Source organism: Nostoc sp. 2RC, assembly GCF_014222165.1.
Taxonomy (GTDB): Bacteria; Cyanobacteriota; Cyanobacteriia; order Cyanobacteriales; family Nostocaceae; genus Nostoc; species Nostoc linckia.
The window spans coordinates 16,916-37,438 of record NZ_JACKZU010000028.1 but is presented as its reverse complement, the minus strand read 5'-3'; the positions used below and the strand labels follow the sequence as shown (position 1 = coordinate 37,438).

Sequence of the window (20,523 nt, the reverse complement as noted above, 5' to 3'; positions counted from 1 at the left end):
GAGCAGGGGAAAAGGTTAAAGGTTAAAGGGAAAAGGAATAAATTTAATTTTTCCCCTTTTCCCCTTACCCCTTTCCCTTTCCCCATACCCTGTTTGCCCCACACCCAATTCATTCATCATCAACTTCCGATTCTTCTACCCATTCAGGTGTAGCCATCGAATCAGAAAATTCTGGGGAATCATCTGTAAAGCGGATAATCTGACCGTTGAAAAATTCTGCTAAACGTTGAGCGGCGATCGCCACTTCATCCGGTTCCCAATTAGGTGGAGGTGTTTGGGTTGGTGGTGGAGGCATGGATTTTACACCATTTCCATTCACGTGTCCATTGCCGTTCCTGGATGCTGACTCGGTTTTTACTGGTGGTGTTGGTGCTGGTTGTGGAGTAACTAGCTGTGGTACTGGTGCTGGAGGCGGAATTTGCCCATTGGAAATGGGAGTAGGTGGTTGCTGAGGGCGAGTAGAATCTTGCCGTACAGGGGCTTTTTTCCCTGGATTAGAGTTTAATGAAGTTGCTTTTTCCAGATTTACTTTAATTTCGCGTTGGAAAGTCTGCTGGAAAGCTACGACAATTACGGGTAGATCGGATTTAACTTTTTCAAACCATGCCTGTTTGATGGCAATATAAGCCACTGTGCCATCGAATTCGATGAGTTGACACATTTGACGTAGCAGTTCTCGCCTTGAGATTGGTTGAAAGTTAGCGAGTACTTGTTGCCAAACTTGAGTTAAGTCGTATTGCGGCGTTTCAACAACTTCTGAGTGAGCTGGTTGATTTTTTGCAGACGCTGGGGTTTCTGGCGTTGGTAATGAAACCGAGTTAGTAGCAGAATTGTGATTTATTTGCCCATTATCTGGGGTTGATGATGTGACAGCCTGATTTTGGACAGCTGGTTGATGATGATTTCCAGAATTATGATTTGTTTGCCCATTATTTGGGGTTGATGATGTGACAGCCTGATTTTGGACAGCTGGTTGATGATGATTTCCAGAATTATGATTTGTTTGCCCATTATTTGGGGTTGATGATGTGACAATTGCTGAAGGATACTTGTAAGATACAGCAGGTGCTACATTTGGGGCTTGTGGCTGAATATTTGTTGCACTTGGTAACAATCCTAATAATGTTACCTCCAACCACAAACGCGGCTGGGTACTGTTTTTGATTTGCACTTCAGCTTCTCGCAGGTGTTTTTGTCCTGTCAAAATCGTAGTTGTGTGCCAGTTTTGGGCAAACTCCACCAGCGCTTTCCAAGTTTGCTGAGTACAAGCAACTAAATCGTGGCGATTGGGTGCTGTTTTGGCAATTAGTAAATCGCGGTAAAAAGCAGCGAGATTTTGCAGAACAGTCAACGGTTCTCGACCGCGATCTAAAATGTGGTGCGTATAGTCGAGAACTGCTTCTGGTTTGTCCTGAGCAATGGCATTTAATAGCTTTAATAAGTCTTGTTCGCTTACCGTCCCCACCAAATCCCAAACTTTATCTGGTGTCACTTCACCTGGTAATAAAGCCAATTGGTCGAGCAAACTTTCGGCATCTCGTAACCCTCCTTGAGAAAGTTGGGCTACCAAAGTTACAGCATCGAGTGAAATATTAATGTTTTCTTTAAAGGCGATGTCACTTAAATGCTTAACCATCGCTTCTAGCTGAATACGTCTAAAATCGAACCGCTGACAACGTGAAATAATTGTCGGTAACACCCTTTGCGGGTCTGTTGTTGCTAAAACAAAAACTACGTGTTTTGGCGGTTCTTCAAGTGTTTTTAATAATGCGTTGAATGCCTGGTTACTTAGCATGTGGCAATTATGCACCAAAAGTCCATTTGCCACAAAGTTATGATTATCTGCTACTTCAATGTCGTAAACTCGCTCAAACCCAGCGAGGCGAACAGATTCGACTGTTTCCAAACTTGTAATCCATTGATGGGATGGAATATTGTTTAAGGTCTGCGAGCCATTTTCTACTGGTGCTTGCACCCATGTGTATGTAGTAGTATGTTTTTGTTGTACTACTTCTGGTGTAAAACTTTGCTGCGGCTGAATATCCCATTGCTGTGAGCCAAGTGGCAATGAGTTGATTTTCCACCCCAGAGAATCCTTCTGTGTGCAATTGAATTTGTGGACTTCCTGCTGGACTGAGGCTAAGTGAGCCATCATCCATGTACCACCAAGCAAGTCCTTCTGGGGTAATTTGGGTAAGCCAGTCCATAGAGACGAGTTTTTTATCCCCATTTGGTTTGATGTTTTCAAAGACATCTTTGAGTTGGGGATGACAAGCTGTGTTACAGGTAACTGAGATATTCCCGTATCCTTTGTTAGGTGCAATTCGTAGCTTTGGGCGCAGTTCTTGAAGGCGGTATGCTTTGTATTCCAACCATTCTTGCTGATTTTCTGAGTGTGTCCAGCACAATCTAGGAAATCTACTGTACTTATTGGGATAACTGATAGAGCAATCCCCAAGTAAGGTTCCGTAGATAAGCCCAACTGCACTTGGTTGTATAACTGCTGCATCGGCAAGAAACTTTTCGGTTCTAAGTTCCCAAGTTCCGTGTCCTTTTTTATATGGATGTTTTTGCCAGCGAGACTGGATGCTGATAATTCCGTAGCCTTTTTTTTGCAAAAATGTAGGGATATCAAGTTTTTCGCCACATCCGCAGGCACACAAAGGCCGGAGTAATTCCGCTTGTTCAAGAATAGATTGTGGGTCGTATGATTTTTGCCCAAATGTGTTGCCTTTAAACTGATGCCCTCTAACGAATCTTCGGGTGCGCCCATCGATACCAAATTTGTAAATGAGGATGCCACATCCACATTCACAGGGGATAGTATCTTCACTCCTTCTTTTACGTCCTTTGCTGGTATCCATCCCTGGATTGTCCTGATTAAATGATTACCCGTACATCTAATTTCTCGATTAGTTGTCTTAATAACCAGAGTTTGCCGTTCTCCTCGATTTAACCATCTGATAACTTTCTTAAATTCCCACTTGCCTAATGAGTCGTTGTAACTGAGTACTTTCTTGTCTTTAATTTTAGGATCGTCAATTCTGTTAAGTCCCTCATCAGTCAAGACTAGAGAATCTCCAGTTAAGCATTCATCAATCACATAAACTTTGTAGCGGCACTGTACGGGAGCAAACTGAGCTTTTTCAATCAGCTCGCGGATATTATCGACACCAGTATTACTAGCAGCATCAATTTCAATTACGTCTAGAGAATAGCCTTTAGTGATTCCCTGGCAAACATCACAGACGCCGCATGGTTCGGCGGTGGGCTTGTCACTTTTGAGACAATTTAGAGACTTAGCAAGAATTCTGGCACTGGAAGTTTTCCCCGTACCTCTAGGCCCAGTGAATAAATAGGCGGGGGCGATTTTGGATGTACCGATCGCATTTGTGAGAGTAGTGGCGATCGCCTCTTGGCCTACCAATTGAGCAAAACTCTTGGGGCGATACTTGTGGTGCAGGGGTTCGTAAGACATGGAAATATAGACTTCAATGCCTTTTAACGTTGATTAATAGCACCGAGTCGAATTTGGGATTCAATTATTTTAATCTCTGGTACCTGCTTTGTTTGTCGATGTACCCATACCAATTGCACTAAATTTAATCCGTAAACTTTAGCACCAAGAAAAGCAAGCCAAGAGAACATATTTTTTACTATGATTTCACCATCGATGCATCCGAATTATAGCATACCATTTAGTACATTTGTTCTAAATTAGTCATTGGTCATTGGTCATTGCTCAGGGGAAAAGGTTAATGGTTCGACAAGCTCACCAACCGGGAAAAGGGAAAAGGAATAAATTTAATCTTTCCCTTTTCCCCTTACCCCTTTCCCTTTCCCCTTGTCCTCTTAGTATGCCCCATACGCTGTTTGCCCAATCCCGAATTTTCTTGACGAACTAACGCCATAGCGCGATGCGATCGCTACAATCTTAAGGATAAACAACACTCAATGGTGCAACAGATGCTCAAGCGGCTAGTTCAATGGCTCAAAAAGCTTTTTCAGAGCTTATTTGGTAGAAAACAAACTGCCTCAAAAGCTAGGGGGAATGTGCAAAAACAACAAGCACCACCTCTAACTGATACGGATCTGGAATTTCTTTTCAACGAACTGTTGCAAGGAGTAAATCAAGCACGAGGTGAAGCTTGGGCACGCAAGTGGCTACATAATATTGAACATCGCGTCACAACTGAACGCTGGATCGAATGGTTGAAACGCTTTGGTGACAGGTTACTAGCATCACCAACACCTAATAATGAAATGGCTGCGCGGTTGGTGCAATTCGGTGATTTAGGCATTGGCGAAATTACAGATGTTGCCCATAATATCGGGATGCAGTTATTAAAACGCAATCAAGGCGAACCAGTTTGGGAATATGAAGGGCCGGATGCTGCGATTACTACTTTGCCATCTCAACCAATCACCCCAGCATCCCAGGAATTAAATGAAGAAGAAAATTTACCAGAGGGAGAATATCAAACTGTCACCCTAGAAGAACTATTTGTGATGTTGCAGCATGATGAAAATTTACGCCATCAGATTGCCCAGCAGCTGGCTGTTGAGACCGATGACCCACAAGTCCTAGTACAGGCATTAATCAGTCAATTATATTCTGATGGTCAATCGACTACAGAGCAAACAGAAAATTAATCGCTAAGCCCTTTGGGTAGGCAATAGGGAATAGGCAATGGGCAAAGGTAATCAATCCCGTCCTTTCTGGTGTTAGGGATTGCTTTTAAGGCAAGGGGCAAGAAGGTAGCTAAATTTTTGGTATTTTTCCGGCCGTGACAGGGCATTTAGTTTGCTTGTGTGTAGGAGTATTGAAATGATCTCAAATCTCAAATTGCTGGCCTTATAATGCTGTCATCTTGACCTTTTGTGTATTTTTTGCTAGCCTGCCACAGAAACACTGTACGGATATAATGGGTTTTCACGTAATTCATGACTTTTTTAACACAACGATGGCTACAATCTAGAAAAACAAAATCCAAGAGTGTGGCAGATGCTCAGGCGGATATCCCAATCGCTTAAAAGGTTTTTAAAACGCCTCATTGCAACTAAGCAGACTCGTTCTATCAAAGGTGCAAGAGGACACAATCTGGTGGAGATTCTACCAGAACTAACCGATGCGGATTTAGAACAATTGTTTATCCAATTGCTAGAAGGCGTACATCAAGGACGAGGACGCCAATGGGCATTGAGGTATCTGCAACGAATCGAAAATCGTATTCCGCCTGAACGCTGGGTAGATTGGTTGGTGACGTTTGGCGAAAGCTTAGTAGCCTCACCCACACCAAATCCGCAGTTAGCAATACAGATGGTGCAGCTGCGAGAACTTGGTATCGGCAGAATTGGAGATGTTGCCTATGAAATTGGCATACGGTTGATGCAAAACTTACCCACAGAAATAGAAACACAAATAGAGGATGAAGACAATCAGGCAGAAAATCTAGTGGAATTGACTCCAGGCCAAGAACTGATCCGCGACTTAGGGGAACAGTTATGGGAGTATGATGAGCCAGATGTCGCACAAACTACCCCAGGACAAGAACTGATCCGCGACTTAGGGGAACAGTTATGGGAGTATGACGAGCCAGATGTCACAGAAACTACAACCGATGAAGAAATTCTCGTAACTTCGCCAGGACATGACTTAATCCGTAATTTAGGCGAAGAGTTATGGGAGTATGATGAACCGGATACGCAAACAGTCACGCCAGTACCCGAAAATGCCTTTATTGAAGAACAATCAATTGAGGATTTCGAGGAAGTGATATTGGAGTATCCAGCAGGAGATACCCAAAGCACAATCTCTGAAAATCTTCCTCTCCCGCCAGCGAAAGATTCGATCGCCACATTAACCGAGCTGAGATGGGACTATGAAGAGGAAGATACTCAAACTCAAATAAAAGCCAATTTGCTTCCTGCAAGGCAAAGGACTGAATTAGCAACAACCGGCTCAGAACAAAACTGGGATAGCACTTTAGCGAATTTAGAGCCAAATGTAGCTAACACTTTAGATGAATTGTGGGTGCGCTTGGATCAAAGTAGCAATTTAGTACAGCAACTTGCTTCTAATTTGGCAGTTCAAACTAGCAATTCTTCAAGTATTATTGAGCGCTATGGCAACGATCCTGTTAACCAAGCTCAAGCTTGGTTTTATCAAGGTCTTAGCCAAGCGAAAACAGGAGATTTATTAGGTGCTATCGCATCTTATGACCAAGCCATTGAACTACAACCGGAATTTTGGGAATATTGGTTTAATCGTGGTTTAACGCTGTTTCACCTAGAGCGTTTTGAAGAAGCGATCGCTGCTTATGAAACAGCCATTCAACTCAAGCCCGACTTTTACAAAGCTTGGTATTACCGGGGTGGAACTCTGGGAGAATTGGGATACTTTGAAGAAGCCATCGCTTCCTTTGATAAAGCTTTAGAAATTAGGCCAGACTACCAAGAGGCTTGGTCTAGTAAAGGTTTAGCGCTGCTAAAGTTAGGCTGGCTACGGGAAGCAATTTCTAGTTATGACCAAGCCCTAGATTTGGAACCACAAGACCAAGAAAATTGGTATCACCGAGGCATAGCACTAGCTGTAGGCGAACAATTTGCAGAAGCCATTGCATCTTACGATAAGGCGCTAGAAATTGACCCAGACTACCACGAAGTGTGGATAGACAGGGGTGTAGTGTTGTTTAACTTAGGACGATGGTCAGATGCCATTGCTTCTTGGGACAAAGCACTTTCAGTTCAAGCCGACTTTTATTTAGCTTGGTACAACCGGGGTGTAGCCTTAGATAACTTAGGACGCCGCCAAGAAGCCATCACTTCCTACCGCCGAGCGATCGCCATTAAACCAGACTTCCACTTAGCCTGGTATAATCAAGCAGTAGCATTGTTTTATTTAGAACAATTTACCGAAGCGATCGTTTGTTATGACAACGCTTTGCAAATCAAACAAGATTACTGGGAAGCTTGGATTGGTAGGGGAACCGCCGTCGGTAGTTTAACGGATGCCGATTTATTGCGGAATTTGTCGAGTACTATCACTGCAACAAACCCCGCCTTACAACAGGTAGGCTACGAAGGTAAATTAGCCACCTACGAAGAAGGGTTAAAGCATCTGCGTACAGACACTCACCCAGAAGGTTGGGGTAGATTGCATGTAGCCATCGGTAATACTTATTACGACCACGGTAAAAAACAGCCTAATCCCCGTGATTATTGGCGGAAAGCTGCATTTGAGTACCATCAAGCGCTTTTGACTCTCACCTTAGAATATTTTCCCCTGTTGCATTTAGAAGTTTTGCAATCTCTAAGTAAAGTGCTGATGGGTTTGGGACAAACAACACAACTTCAAGAATTACTGCAACGAGGCAGAGATTTATTGCAACAATTACTCAATGAAGAAACTCGTTCAGAAGAAAGTAAAAAACAGTTGGCTTTGAAATTTGTCGGCTTCGAGCAATTAGCAGTGGATTTAGCCGTAGATTACGGTGATGTAGTAGAAGCCTGGGAAATTGCCGAGCAGGGCAAAAATGCTTGTTTAAATTGGTTGCTTTTCAACTGGAATGATAATATTTATTCGCCTTATTATGGTGCAATTCAAGAACTATTTAATCCCACAACAGCAATTATTTACTGGCATATTAGTCCAGTAGCCTTACAAACTTTCATTCTCAAAGACCAAGCGCCATCACCGATTCTACTATTTACACCAATTCAAGATATCGGAGCGATCGCTTCAGGAGAAGAAACCATTCGTCTCAATGAATTGCCTCTACCCGAAGCAGTGCGACGCTTGATTGAATTTGAAAATTGGCTTGAAGATTGGCATCAACAATACCAACAATATCGCACCACAGCCCAAGATAAAGAAAGTAAAACTCAGCATCCTTGGCGGGTGGATATGGAGCAAAAGCTGTTCCAGCTTTATGAAATTTTGAATATTTCCACAATCGCTCAAGAATTGGAAGGCATCACCCAACTAATTTTAATTCCTCACCGCGATTTATATAGATTGCCCATTCATACCCTTTTTCATATTTCTTCTCCATCTGAGGAAAATTTACCAAATATCGAGCCAAATTTCACCGTCACTTATTTGCCTAGTGCCCAAATAGGTTTATCAATTAAAAATCAAGATATCTCGCCTTGGCAAAATCAGCTATTACTCAGTGTCGAATATCCTGAAAGTACAGGTTATCCCGGACTAAAATTTGCCAAATTAGAATCTGAAATTATCAACGAAATATTTGTTAACAACCAGCGAATTCAGGGCGCACAAGCAACCAAAGATATTGTGGAAAATGCATTATTTGATAAGTACAATATTTTTCATTTTACTGGTTATGCCACGAATAATTTAAGCGAACCAAAAAAATCAGAATTAGCATTAGCAGGTGAAGATAAACTGACATTAGAAGAAATTTTTCAACACAATCTCGCAAGTTATCACCTTGTGACTCTCTCTGCCTGTGAAAATGCCACCACCAGTATCTTCATTACCACCAGCGAATATGTAAGTTTGGTCAACGGTTTTTTGAATCAGGGCGTTCCTCACGTAGTAAGTACTCTTTGGACTGTAGAATCTTCAGCGAGTGCCTTAGCGATCATAGAATTTTACCGAAGATTACAGCCAGATAAATCAGCAGTTGTAGCCTTAGCTGAAGCAACACTGTGGCTCAAAGAGCTAACAGCTGGAGAACTAACAAAATGGTATGAAGATATACTCAACAACTTGCATCCAGAAGAAGTAAGAATTAGAGCTTATTTAGCAACACAATTATATAGAAACAGCAAAATGGCATCAGATAAAAAACTGTATAATCATCCTTACTATTGGGCAGCATTCACTATTACAGGGAAGCCAAATTGAAGAAGAATTCAGAACTCAGAATTCAGAATTCAGAATGAATTAGAGTCACCTTAGGGAATGAATATTGGTTTAAAAGAAAGCCGAATTGTGGTTGCATCAAAATTGAAATATTCTTCCTTGTTAAAACTCTATTGCTTCATCATTGGAGTATTCTGATTCCTGAATTCTGAATTCTGACTCCTGAATTCTGAATTCTGGATTCTGACTCCTGAATTCTGTTTTATTAACTTGAATACGCTCCTGGTAGTCCGTTTTGGACTACAAAGGAAGCTAGGGTTTTGACGGAGGCATTCAAATCAACAATACTGGATACAACTCGGTAGTCACTTTGCCAAGTTTGTGGGGTAAGCTGACAGCGGACATATCCCCGGAAAGCACCATCAAAGAACTTAGTATGAGGATTATTCGGTAGGGAAGCTTTAACTGGAGCGATGAAGCTGGTGGGAAAGTCAGAGGTAACTGAGGTTCCTACAAATTCAGTGCCTACCGTTGGTGATTTTGGGTTACTAAAATCAAGCTTTAGGTCGTGTACCCAACTAGAATGGATATCCCCAGTAATTACCACTGGATTAGAGGGTTTGCGCTGGTTAAGGAAATTTAAAAGTCGATTACGTGCAGCTACGTAGCCGTCCCACTGGTCTACATTGAACACACCGGGGCCGGGATTACTATTAAAATTGTACTCAGCTAACATGGTTTGTTGAGCGATCGCATTCCAACGCGATCGCGATTTGTCTAAGCCTTTGAATAACCACTGTTCTTGTTCTGAGCCAGTCATCGTCGCATTGGTATCAAAAGCTTGGGGACAACGTGGCTTGAGTCCATCATCACAAGGTTGGTCAGTGCGATATTGTCTGGTGTCTAGGACGTTGAACTCCACTAAATTACCGAAGGTAAACCGCCGATAAAGCAGCAAATTTGCCTTCTTGGGTAGAGAAGATTCACGTAGCGGCATGTGTTCGTAATAAGCCTGGTAAGCATTGGCTCGCCGTTTCTCAAAAGCCTCTTGGGTTTGGTTATCCTCAGGAATTAAATTGGCGTAGTTGTTATCAACTTCATGGTCATCCCAAGTAACAATCCAGGGAAAAGCAGCATGAGCAGCTTGGAGATTCGGGTCTGTTTTATACAAGGCGTGGCGATTGCGGTAGTCTTCAAGAGTAACGATTTCCGGGCTATTATGCTGCCGCGGCCCCCCTGGTTGTGGCCCGTATTCGTAAATATAATCACCGAGATGAACCACAAGGTCGAGGTTTTCCTCAGCCAAATACCGATAAGCTGTATAGTAGCCATTTTGCCAGTCTTGGCAAGACACAAAAGCAAAATTTAGTTTTGAGATATAGCTGTAAGATGCTGCTGCTGTACGAGTCCGCCCAACGGGGCTAACTTCTCTACCCGCTTGAAATTGATACCAGTACCAACGGTCAGGGTCTAGTCCACGGACATCAACGCGTACTGAGTGTGCTAACTCTGGTGTAGCTAGCACTGTTCCTCTACGCACCACCTTTGTCATCTTTTCATCAAGGGCAACTTGCCACCGTACTGGAACATTTACGAGTGGCATTCCACCTCCATTGAGAGGATCGGGAGCCAGTCTCGTCCAGATTACAACCCCATCCGGTAAAGGATCGCCAGAAGCCACACCAAGACTGAACGGATAGCCAGAAAACCTGGAATTAGCGAGTACCGGATGCCATTGGCTAGCTACTGTCAACCCCGTTAATAATCCTGCACCCAGCAAAAAATTCCGCCGCCTGCACCGATTTGCCAGCAGGGCATTACAATCCATAAAATCCATATCCACCTTTACCCAGATCTAGATACAGTTGGCGAACTTAGTGGAGTCGATGTGCCAAAAATACAAGCAATAACTTGATTTGACTTTTCTCCCACTAATTGCTCAACCAAACACAAGAAACCTACCAACCCAGGATCAAGTGGAAATTAAGATTATGTTAAGTTTAAAATTCGATTGGGGCATCGGGCATCGGGCATTGGGCTTTCTAGGGAAAGGGGTAAGGGGGAAAGGTTAAATTTATCCCTTTACCCTTTCCCCTTTACCCTTTACCCTTTCCCCTTTTTAAAACCTGCCATTCCCCTGAACAATATGCTTAACGGTGGTTAAGGTTTCTAAGCTGATAAATCCCCGACGATGACCTTTTTGGTTAGACATGCCGAGAAATACTGAATCTCCTCGTGAGGGGTTGCGAGAAAAACGTGGCGAAGTGTTGATGTAGGTGGAGGCGCTGTTAACTCCTAAGGCAAACTGCCGACTTTCCTGGTAGGATTCAGTCACAATGCAGTCGGCATGACCGCTGCTGTATTGATTAATCCAAGCGATGGCAGCTTCTAAGCTATCCACCAGTTTAAAAGCTACTGTTCTAGTTAAATAAGGATTTGCCCATTCGCTTTCCTTCACTAATTGCAACTGGGGAAAGGCTTCTACTAGTTCTGCATCGCCTTTAATTTCAAAGCCTTTTTCAATTAAGCTGTTCCATAGAACTGCTAAGGATGATGGCAAGGCTTGACGATGAATCAGCACTTTTTCAATGGCATTGACTGGATCTGGTTCGCTCTGATGGCTATCAAGAATCATCCAGCGCACCATTTCTAAGCTGGCATTTAGCGACCAGTAGAGATAGGAATTGCCCATTGCTGATTTTAAAACTGGGCAAGTAGACTGTCGTACTACTTGCTGCACCAAGCTAGAACGTCCGTAAGGAATGACTAAATTGACGTACTCGTCTTGGGTGATTAAATCCCGAATTGAAGCGCCATGTTCGGCTGTGATCAATTCTAGGCAACCTAGTGGTAAACCAACTTCGGCGATCGCAGTTTGCAATACTGAAGCAATGGCCGCGTTAGAATGGCTGGCTTCAGTACTGCCTTTGAGAATGATGCTATTGCCTGTTTTAATACAAAAACCGGCTGCGATGGCTCCTAAATCAGGAAATGCTTCATAAATAAACCCAATTACTCCTAATGGCATTAACTGGGAATAGCTTTGGGAATCCTCCAATTGGTAATCAGCATTCCTGACGCGCCGCAGCGGATCTGATAGTTCGCCCAACCGTTGTAAAATATCCACGGTGGTCTCTAGTCTTGTGGGAGTCAGCTTCAGCCAGTCTAATATCAACTCTGGCACTGCCATTTCCCGACTGGCTTCTAAATCCAAGGTATTGGCTTCCAGAATGTCATCAAATGAGCGCTCAAGCGCCCGTGCCATAGCCAATACCGCGCGGCTGCGGTCTGCTCCCTTGGTGATTCCCAATTTTAGGGAAGCTTGGTACGCTCGTTGAGCAATACTAATGGGTTCGGGGCGTTCGTCTAAAACTTCAACAGTCATTGAGTTAACGTCTGTAAGTAAGCCAGACCATTAGTGCTGGCAGGATAGCCAACAGCACCGCCACCATTGCCCAAGCAATAATGCTGGAACTATTTGCCAATCGCAGTGCTAATGGCAGCCATATAATCACTAGCACGAAAATAATGCCAAGTGCTATAGGCAGATAGCTTTCTCCCAAACGAGGATGGACAACATGCCAACTATTTCCCATCCAACGCCAAGCTCGCTTGTAAGGATAGGTGGTAGAAAGCTGTTCTAGGACATGGCCATTATCTTCCACTACAAAGATTTGCTGACAGCGATCGCAACCAAATGCTTCTGTCAACGTAATCGGAATTAACTGACCCCGCCGACGACAAGGACAGGGGTATTCGGTATTGAAGTCTATTTTTTCTGGTTTTTGAGATTGCACAAGCGTTCTAATAACTTGAGCGTGTTTTTCATAAATGCTGGGAATTATTATCCCGTGGTAAATGCCTTGAGGGCTTCTCTCTTTATACTTTATATAAGTTGGCAAGCAAAACAAACGTTGCCATAATCGCATTGTGCTGACACACCTGGTACGATTTTAAGCCTACGTAGCTACCACTCCTAAAACAAATCGTTTGGCAAGGCTACGCTGATAAACAACATCCTAACAATTAACCTTCATTTTCCTTGGGATAATTGTATATTAGTATGCAGTTATCAAGTTTAGATTGCCATCGCTCCCAATTCTTACTCCTTGCAATTAACAAGGGTTTCCAGAGGGGCAATTGCCAAAACACCAATCATTGTAGGCAGGGGAGCAGGGAGCAGGGGAGAGAAAAAACTATATACCTAAATAAATTGGTTAATTTATTCTTTGAAAGTCCCTTTTTGTTTTCCGCTTTGACAAGTTTGCTGACTATGGCTACTCTAGTCCGCCAAATAGCGGTTTGCACTATTACCACAGTACCACGGAGATGGTTAAAACTCAACTGTATTGCTTGTTCATCAAACATGTAGAATGAAAGGTTGCTAATAACAAATCAAGACAAACAACTTTGACATTGAGTTTCTTTGATATGTTTTTGCTAAGCGGGTAACGCGATTCGAACGCGCGACATTCACCTTGGCAAGGTGACGCTCTACCACTGAGCTATACCCGCAATCATTGGTCATTTATTAATATGCCAGATTTATTCTGAATTGTCAAGCCTTGAATTTGAATTATTGGGCATTGTTGATTGTTGACGGTTGACGGTTAACAGTCATCAGTCATCAGTCAACAGTGCCCCATAAAGCACTAACTTAGTTCTTCTGACTCTACTGTTAAATTACTGACGCTGGCATTTGGAAAAGACGGTGGCAAAGACTGACTATTACGAGGATATGGTTCTGTTAAGTTAGAACGTAGTTGTCGCATCAAACTAGCCATTTCTAGGGCATTTAAGGCGTAATCCCAACCATGATTGCCTTTGATGCCTGCCCGTTCTAAGGCTTGCTGCATCGTATCTACGGTCAAAATTCCAAAAATCACCGGCACTCCAGTTTGAAAACTAGCAGCAGCAATCCCTTTAGAAACTTCCGCAGATACGTAATCGAAATGGGGTGTTTGCCCGCGAATCACTGCCCCCAGACAAATTACAGCATCATAACGGTGGGAAAGTGCTAGTTGGCGAGCTACTAAAGGCACTTCAAAACTTCCCGGCACCCAAACGTAGTCTACTTGATTTCCCTGGGGGTTGGGGTCTACACCGTGGCGCTTCAAGCAATCTTGACATCCTTCCAGCAGCTTTCCGGTGACCAGGTCATTGAATCGACCAATCACCACTGCAAAACGCAAAGGTTCTGTTTGAGTAAAAGTTCCCTCAAAAACTGCCATGACTGCCTCTTAATCACTATACTTCTGGCCAATATACATTTCTTATTTAAATCTAGAGGAGCAGGAAAACACAGTCAAAAATCAGGAAGCTAGAAAAAATTTCTGCTTTTTTCCTTAACTTTTGACCTTGGCTTTTCTGCTCCTCTAATTTTTATATTAGGTGTCTGCGCCAGAGCTAAGCCGTTGCCTAGACGACAAAAAAGTTTAATAAACCAACCAAAAGTACCAAAGCAATCCAGACGCCAGAACCAAGCCAGAGAAGCTTTTTAGATTCAACCCAATTTTGGGGAGTGGCGTAAGCAACAGGAACGCCAACAACTAACACAAAAGACAACAAAACTAGGCCAATCAAAGCAAATTGGAATATTATGGTCATTTTTTCTTCTCCCAATACAGCGAAATACTAAAGATAGAATATCCTAAAGGGCGACACCGACACTTTCTTACTTATTTTTAAGCTACCAGAAATTACAACACTTTAGTCATTGGTCATTGGTCATTGGTCATTAGTCATTAGTCATTTGACCTGCCTTAAAAATAGGGAACGGGGAACAGGGAAGAGGTATTTTAATTGTTCCTTGTGAGCGCCGCTCATGGAGTCTCTTGCAAAAGTTACTTTTGCAAGAGGGGGGAAAGGGGAAAGGTTAAAGGGAAAAGGGTTTTTATTTGCCCTTTCCCCTTTCCCCCTTACCCTTTTCCCCACTTCTTTTAGAAGTCTATTACTCATTGGTCATTTGTTATGACTTTTAATGCCCAATGCCCCATGCCCGATGCCCAATGCCCCATACCCCTTAACTATGGATTTAATTCTTTGCCACACAACGGCTGATTTTGACGCACTAGGAGCAGCGGTAGGACTAACACGCTTACTACCGGGAAGCAAGATTGTGCTGACTGGCGGCTCTCACCCTCCGGTACGGGATTTTTTGGCGTTGCATCGGGATGAATATCCGCTGATTGAACGCCGTTCGGTAAATTCAGAAAAAATTCGGTCTTTGACTGTAGTGGATACACAACAGCGCGATCGCCTGGGTAAAGCTGCTGAATGGTTAGATTTACCTAATATCAAAAAAATTATACTTTACGACCATCACTTAGGACAAGAATCAGATATTCCCGCCACACGATCGCATATTTCTTCGGTGGGGGCTACGACTACTTTGATTGTGGAGCAATTGCAACAACAGCAAATCTCCCTAACTTCTGCTGAAGCTACAGTCATGGCTTTGGGTATTCATGTTGACACTGGCTCCTTGACCTTTGAGCAGTCCACACCAAGGGATGCTTTAGCTTTAGCCTGGTTGATGCAACAAGGTGCTAGTTTATCAGTAATTTCCACATATCGCGATCCAGGATTGTCCTTGCAATTGCAGCAGCTATTAACTAAAGCACTGGAAAATTTAGAATATCTCTGTGTACGCGGATATACAATTGGCTGGGTAACTTTAAACACAGATGCTTTTGTCCCTGGTTTATCGAGTCTGGCTTCAGAATTAGTGGAATTAACTGAAATTGATGCTATTTTGTTGGCTAATGAATATCCTTTGGGTGATGGTGATTCACGCTTGACAGTAATTGGGCGATCGCAAATTCCCAAAACAAATCTCAATCTCTTATTCCAAATTTTCGGCGGTGGCGGTCACTCCCAAGCTGCATCGCTGAACTTAAGAGGAGTAGATTCACAAGCAACACTACAACAAATCCTCAACGGCTTAAAAGCCCAAATTCCTCACCCTCCCACTGCCAGAGACTTGATGTCTTCTCCTGTCCGCACCATTCTGCCTGAAACCACAATTGCCGAAGCCCAGCGTATTCTATTGCGCTATGGACACTCTGGTTTATCCGTAGTCGATAACCAAAAACAATTAGTAGGTATTATTTCGCGGCGCGATCTCGATATTGCCCTACATCACGGATTTAGCCATGCCCCAGTTAAAGGCTACATGACCACGAATCTGAAAACCATCGCACCGGATACTACACTGCCACAAATCGAGGCATTAATGGTAACCTACGATATCGGGCGCTTGCCAGTATTAGAAAATGGGCAATTAGTTGGTATTGTTACCCGTACTGATGTGTTGCGCGAATTACATGAAGAGGGCGCAGGAACGCAGGAATACGGAAATGTGAATACTGGTTTACGGTTTCCATCAGAGCGTCTTAACCTCTCTGTTTCATCTTCTCTAGCTCCCCAACTGTGGAAATTGCTGACTACAGCATCCCAAGAGGCAGAAAAACGAGGTTGGCATCTTTATCTTGTCGGGGGTGCGGTGCGGGACTTGCTGTTAGCCAATACAGCAGGTAACTTGATGATTAAAGATATTGACCTTGTAGTTGATGGCTTTCACAAATCAGCAGATGTTGGTGCAGGTGTGGAATTAGCAAAAGCACTACAACAACTTTACCCAACCGCTCGTTTGGAAATCCACGGGGCTTTTCAAACTGCGGCTTTGTTATGGCACAAAGACCCACAATTAGATTCTTTATGGGTGGATATTGCCACCGCCAGAACAGAATTTTATCCTTATCCAGCAGCAAATCCAGAAGTGGAAGCGAGCTCCATTCGTCAAGATTTATATCGTCGAGACTTTACTATTAACGCCCTAGCTTTGCGGCTGACTTCCCCCCGTGCTGGTGAATTGCTCGATTTTTTTGGTGGTTTACTAGATTTACAAGCTAAACAAATTCGGGTTTTACACGCTAACAGCTTTATCGAAGACCCCACCCGCATTTATCGCGGTGTCCGCTTTGCTGTGCGCTTCGGCTTTGAAATTGAATCACAAACAGAAGAATTTATCCGCTATGCCATCAACAGTGGCGTTTACGATCGCACTGCTCAAGAGAATAGCAAAACTCCAGCTCTGCAAACTCGACTAAAAACAGAATTAAAACACATCTTAGAAGCCCCTTACTGGAAATCAGCTTTACAGTTACTCGATAACTTGGGGGCATTACAATGTATCCATCCTACCCTGAAGTTAGATGCATTACTTCTGCGACAATTACGCTTGCTAGAACGCTGTTTGCGGCGATTTGACCCCCAACAAAGCTTAATTCACTGGGAAATGCGATTAGAGACAATAATCGCCCACTTAGAACCACAATATCGGGTAAAAGTGGCAAAAAATCTCCAATTACAAGAGGATGGCATTAAACGCCTGCAAAATTTAGCTCAAGGTGAAGCTGAAGTTTTAGAATCTCTACCAGCTTGTCAACGTCCTAGTCAAGTAGTTCAATTTCTACGACAGTATGACTTACCAATGTTAGTTTTAATTGCTTTACAAACCCAGCGAATAATCAGGCAACAGATATGGTATTACTTGACAGTTTTATCTCACATTAACCCGATTTTAAATGGTAATGATTTAAAAAAATTAGGTTATAAACCAGGTGTGCAATATCGACAAATGTTAGATGATTTACTGGCTGCAACTTTAGATGGAAATATTAAAAATAAAGCAGAAGCAGAGGAATTTTTAGCCAGGTCTTATCCCCGCTAATAAATATTGTAATCAGGGGGCTATTATGCAAACTGAAACATCAAAAAAATACTATACTAACCAAGAATATTTACAACAAGAGGAGACATCAAAATTCAAAAATGGTACTTACTAAAATTTTATTAAACTATGACGCCGATAAATTGCACAATCACTCATCAGATTTGTTCAATGTTAACGGTCAAATATCAACCGTCAACATTACCTGAAAAGACGTATAGATTAAATGAGTGACATCTTAAATTGTATCTGGATCGATATTTAATTCTCGTAATTTAGCTGCCAAACGTTCTACTTTCTCTTGAGCTTGAGCAGCAACTTCTTCAGGTATCGGTACTAACTGTCCATCAGCTGTGAATAAACGTAATAATTGCTGATGAATGCCTAAATATAAACCTAATTGTTCGCTCCACAAATATCCTTGTTCGTTTGCTTGTAGAGGTTGATATTTTGCATCTACTAAATTAAATCCTGCAAATTCCAATGTATATGGGTCAAACCAAAAATAATTCGGTGTCCGAAAAGTATCTTGATAAATTTCTTTTTTTAAACCTTTGTCGGTTTTCACTGTTGATTCTGACAAAATTTCTAAGATAACATTCGGATATTTGCCATATTCTTCCCACACTACCCAACTTTTCCGGGCTTTACGTTCTGTTCCTAGCACTACAAATAAATCTGGGCCGCGAAAGTATTCTGATTTTTTTTGGTGTGGACTGTAGTAAATAGTTAGATTTCCCGCAGCATAAAAATCATTTCTGTCTTGCCACAGCCATTCAAGGGATTGTAAAAGTAAGATAATTTGTCGTAGATGCAGGTCACTTTCCAAGGGAGGTTCATCACTCCATAAATCACTAGAAGGAAATATTACATCTTTAGAGATGTCTGGTTGAGATTCTAATTCTTGAGTAATGGTCATAGAATCAATCTGGCATCAATTAGTTCTAAGTTTATTTTAACAGTGTTGTACATCGGTAAGTAGAACAGTGTAAATAATTAAAGGTTTGTAGTAAGGACTTCAGTCCTGATTACGAACTATTTAGCACAACTTTTTTACATTACTTCACATAGGTTTATTTTTTCAAATTGCTTTACTTATCTATAGCTCAGAGTTTTACTAATTTTGAATTACGAATTAGCAGCATCCAACCAAATTATGTAAACAAAAATAAACTAGGTAAAAGTATTTTCGTCTATTACTTTTGCCTATTGCTGATTAATTTATTCCAACTACAAATTTTGACGCTGACTTACTTATAGCAATCCCGAATAATTTGTGAAATATTACGTGTTAAGGTTGTTGACTGTTAACTGTCAACAGTCAACACCGATATTGTTCACAACTGAAATAGGATTGCCATAGTAGCATTACTGTTGTTTAGTAATTTGCCAGTTGTCGGAAGCGTTCTTGAATTTCTTGAATCGAAAATAAAGCCTCAAATTTCAACCCAGCCGATTGGTACAATTCCCCTCCACCTTGGTGTCTGTCTACCAGTGCAATTACTTGATTAACCGTATAACCTGCTGCTTGAAGACGTTCGACAGCTTTGAGAGCAGATTGCCCAGTTGTGACGACATCCTCCAAAACCACTATCTTTGAGCCTTCTGGTAAAGTCGGGCCTTCTATATAAGCTCTCGTTCCATAACCCTTGGCTTCCTTACGAATAATCAGTGCTGGTATCGGTCGATTTTCATAAACAGAAACCACGCTCACTGCGGTGACAAGCGGATCGGCCCCCATTGTTAAACCGGCTACAGCCTGCGTATCTTCAGGTAGTAAGGGAAATAGCAAGCGCCCAACTGCCAAAGCTCCTTGGGGGTGGAGTGTTACCTGCATTTTGTTCACGTAATAAGAACTACGTAGCCCAGAAGCAAGAACGAAATCACCCTCTTGATAAGCTACTTGAGCAAATAAATCTAATAGTTTCTGGCGCAAGTGAGTCAAATCAGGGATGGTTGCCCAAATATTGGAGTCAGTAAGAGTTTCAGTAGGATACGTCATTACAAAACATTAAAAGTTGTGCTACACCAAAGGTTGAACTGATAACAGTTCTGAAATTAAGCATAAATTAAGATTCGCCACAAATTTGAGGAGTAAGGAACGTGGGTATCAAATTAAAAACCTTTGGTGGTTTATTAATATTGCTTGCTGCTGGTATTGCTTTTCCCTCTGTTGTAACAGCTCAAACACAAACACCGAAAAGTGAAACCACAAGTGATGTGTTTGAACGGGCATTTTTTCGGCACGATCGCAATTTTTATGAGAATGGTACCCTCAAGCGTCAACTAGACTCATTGTTTGGTGCTGGCGCTAGTTTTGGCGGTTCCTTCCCAGAAAATGAAATTGCTCGTGATGCTCAATTGGTTAATGCTCTATATCACGATGTCCTGACTCAGCAAGCAGGCAACGATCCCTATATTCGCACTCCTGATTTACCAAATCCCTATGATACATCCCTAATCATGTCTCCTCGCTTGAATGCCAACAAGCTCAGAGTCGGAACTGAATTCAGATTTTAAACATAATCACCCCATTAGAGGAGGCAGGGTAAGGTAGAGGGAGACAAGGGAGGCAGGGGAAAAGGTTAAAGGAAAAACGGAAAAGGAATAAATTTAATCTTTCCCCTTTCCCCCTGGGTGAGCGAAAAAAGGTGTGGGGAGTGTGGGAAGTGTGGGGAGTAATTTTTTGGATACTTAGCTAGAAATCCCACACAAAATTTCGTTCACCCTTTCCCCCTTACCCCTTTCCCTTTCCCCATACACAATGCCCAATGCCCTATTTCTTTTTTGATAATTTAGTGCGCCCTGCTGGAATCGAACCAGCCTGAAGACGAATTATGAGTTCGTTGCCTCCCCAATCGGCCAAAGGCGCTTATTTTTTGGATTTAAGATTGCTATAAAACAATTAGTTAAATCCTTGAGTTGATTTTATCTGCTAATTTTAAAGTTAGGTACA

13 protein-coding genes and 2 tRNA genes are annotated in these 20,523 nt (G+C 42.4%); 4 read left to right on the top strand and 11 right to left on the bottom strand.

Annotated features, from left to right (window positions below; all coding sequences use genetic code 11):
- Positions 1-109 precede the first annotated feature (109 nt).
- Both dnaX and GNE10_RS05565 read right to left on the bottom strand, forming a co-directional pair.
- A complete protein-coding gene (gene dnaX, locus GNE10_RS05570) occupies positions 110-3,478 on the bottom strand; it encodes a DNA polymerase III subunit gamma/tau (protein WP_185564015.1) in 3,369 nt (1,122 codons plus the stop codon).
- Positions 3,479-3,501: 23 nt separating this feature from the next.
- The gene (locus tag GNE10_RS05565; protein ID WP_180267424.1) at positions 3,502-3,648 is read right to left on the bottom strand and encodes a hypothetical protein; all 147 of its coding nucleotides are present in this window, start codon (positions 3,646-3,648) and stop codon (positions 3,502-3,504) included.
- 318 nt (positions 3,649-3,966) lie between these two features.
- Between GNE10_RS05565 and GNE10_RS05560 the strand changes: the two genes are divergently transcribed.
- On the top strand, positions 3,967-4,653 hold the full coding sequence (locus GNE10_RS05560; RefSeq protein ID WP_185564018.1) for a hypothetical protein: 687 nt from the start codon (positions 3,967-3,969) through the stop codon (positions 4,651-4,653).
- 352 nt (positions 4,654-5,005) lie between these two features.
- Entirely contained in the window at positions 5,006-8,875 is a 3,870-nt protein-coding gene (locus GNE10_RS05555; RefSeq protein ID WP_185564014.1) for a CHAT domain-containing protein, read from the top strand.
- A gap of 223 nt (positions 8,876-9,098) precedes the next feature.
- Here GNE10_RS05555 and GNE10_RS05550 read toward each other — a convergent pair whose 3' ends face one another.
- The 6 genes from GNE10_RS05550 to psbZ all read right to left on the bottom strand — a co-directional run bounded on the left by GNE10_RS05550 (position 9,099) and on the right by psbZ (position 14,440).
- Complete coding sequence (locus tag GNE10_RS05550; RefSeq protein ID WP_397324899.1) at positions 9,099-10,661, bottom strand: alkaline phosphatase D family protein; 1,563 nt, start codon at positions 10,659-10,661, stop codon at positions 9,099-9,101.
- A gap of 291 nt (positions 10,662-10,952) precedes the next feature.
- Positions 10,953-12,218, bottom strand: a complete 1,266-nt coding sequence (locus tag GNE10_RS05545; protein ID WP_099070315.1) for a glutamate-5-semialdehyde dehydrogenase — start codon at positions 12,216-12,218, stop codon at positions 10,953-10,955.
- A gap of 4 nt (positions 12,219-12,222) precedes the next feature.
- Positions 12,223-12,630 carry a hypothetical protein gene (locus tag GNE10_RS05540; RefSeq protein ID WP_069072751.1) on the bottom strand — a complete coding sequence of 136 codons (408 nt, stop codon included), beginning with the start codon at positions 12,628-12,630 and terminating at the stop codon, positions 12,223-12,225.
- Between the two features lie 646 nt (positions 12,631-13,276).
- Positions 13,277-13,348, bottom strand: a tRNA-Gly gene (locus GNE10_RS05535).
- 137 nt (positions 13,349-13,485) lie between these two features.
- Complete coding sequence (ribH, locus tag GNE10_RS05530) at positions 13,486-14,064, bottom strand: 6,7-dimethyl-8-ribityllumazine synthase (RefSeq protein ID WP_185564012.1); 579 nt, start codon at positions 14,062-14,064, stop codon at positions 13,486-13,488.
- A 187-nt stretch (positions 14,065-14,251) separates the two neighbouring features.
- Positions 14,252-14,440 carry a photosystem II reaction center protein PsbZ gene (psbZ, locus tag GNE10_RS05525; RefSeq protein WP_073640643.1) on the bottom strand — a complete coding sequence of 63 codons (189 nt, stop codon included), beginning with the start codon at positions 14,438-14,440 and terminating at the stop codon, positions 14,252-14,254.
- A 421-nt stretch (positions 14,441-14,861) separates the two neighbouring features.
- Here psbZ and GNE10_RS05520 point away from each other — a divergent pair, with 421 nt between their 5' ends.
- Positions 14,862-17,567 carry a CBS domain-containing protein gene (locus tag GNE10_RS05520; protein WP_185564017.1) on the top strand — a complete coding sequence of 902 codons (2,706 nt, stop codon included), beginning with the start codon at positions 14,862-14,864 and terminating at the stop codon, positions 17,565-17,567.
- A gap of 238 nt (positions 17,568-17,805) precedes the next feature.
- Here GNE10_RS05520 and GNE10_RS05515 read toward each other — a convergent pair whose 3' ends face one another.
- The gene (locus GNE10_RS05515; protein WP_185564011.1) at positions 17,806-18,486 is read right to left on the bottom strand and encodes a Uma2 family endonuclease; all 681 of its coding nucleotides are present in this window, start codon (positions 18,484-18,486) and stop codon (positions 17,806-17,808) included.
- 459 nt (positions 18,487-18,945) lie between these two features.
- On the bottom strand, positions 18,946-19,569 hold the full coding sequence (gene pyrE, locus GNE10_RS05510; RefSeq protein ID WP_185564010.1) for an orotate phosphoribosyltransferase: 624 nt from the start codon (positions 19,567-19,569) through the stop codon (positions 18,946-18,948).
- Positions 19,570-19,670: 101 nt separating this feature from the next.
- Between pyrE and GNE10_RS05505 the strand changes: the two genes are divergently transcribed.
- The gene (locus GNE10_RS05505; protein ID WP_099070319.1) at positions 19,671-20,087 is read left to right on the top strand and encodes a hypothetical protein; all 417 of its coding nucleotides are present in this window, start codon (positions 19,671-19,673) and stop codon (positions 20,085-20,087) included.
- 279 nt (positions 20,088-20,366) lie between these two features.
- On the opposite strand, the gene GNE10_RS05500 is transcribed toward GNE10_RS05505, so the two are convergent.
- A tRNA-Ile gene (locus GNE10_RS05500) sits at positions 20,367-20,439 on the bottom strand.
- Positions 20,440-20,523 lie beyond the last annotated feature (84 nt).

What these genes read in the sequence shown, in the direction of transcription:
- ribH (WP_185564012.1), bottom strand. Translation starts at nt 14,064, where the DNA reads ATGGCAGTTTTTGAGGGAACTTTTACTCAAACAGAACCTTTGCGTTTT.
- GNE10_RS05520 (WP_185564017.1), top strand. Translation starts at nt 14,862, where the DNA reads ATGGATTTAATTCTTTGCCACACAACGGCTGATTTTGACGCACTAGGA.
- GNE10_RS05560 (WP_185564018.1), top strand. Translation starts at nt 3,967, where the DNA reads ATGCTCAAGCGGCTAGTTCAATGGCTCAAAAAGCTTTTTCAGAGCTTA.
- GNE10_RS05550 (WP_397324899.1), bottom strand. Translation starts at nt 10,661, where the DNA reads ATGGATTGTAATGCCCTGCTGGCAAATCGGTGCAGGCGGCGGAATTTT.
- pyrE (WP_185564010.1), bottom strand. Translation starts at nt 19,569, where the DNA reads ATGACGTATCCTACTGAAACTCTTACTGACTCCAATATTTGGGCAACC.
- GNE10_RS05515 (WP_185564011.1), bottom strand. Translation starts at nt 18,486, where the DNA reads ATGACCATTACTCAAGAATTAGAATCTCAACCAGACATCTCTAAAGAT.
- psbZ (WP_073640643.1), bottom strand. Translation starts at nt 14,440, where the DNA reads ATGACCATAATATTCCAATTTGCTTTGATTGGCCTAGTTTTGTTGTCT.
- GNE10_RS05565 (WP_180267424.1), bottom strand. Translation starts at nt 3,648, where the DNA reads ATGTTCTCTTGGCTTGCTTTTCTTGGTGCTAAAGTTTACGGATTAAAT.
- GNE10_RS05545 (WP_099070315.1), bottom strand. Translation starts at nt 12,218, where the DNA reads ATGACTGTTGAAGTTTTAGACGAACGCCCCGAACCCATTAGTATTGCT.
- GNE10_RS05555 (WP_185564014.1), top strand. Translation starts at nt 5,006, where the DNA reads ATGCTCAGGCGGATATCCCAATCGCTTAAAAGGTTTTTAAAACGCCTC.
- dnaX (WP_185564015.1), bottom strand. Translation starts at nt 3,478, where the DNA reads ATGTCTTACGAACCCCTGCACCACAAGTATCGCCCCAAGAGTTTTGCT.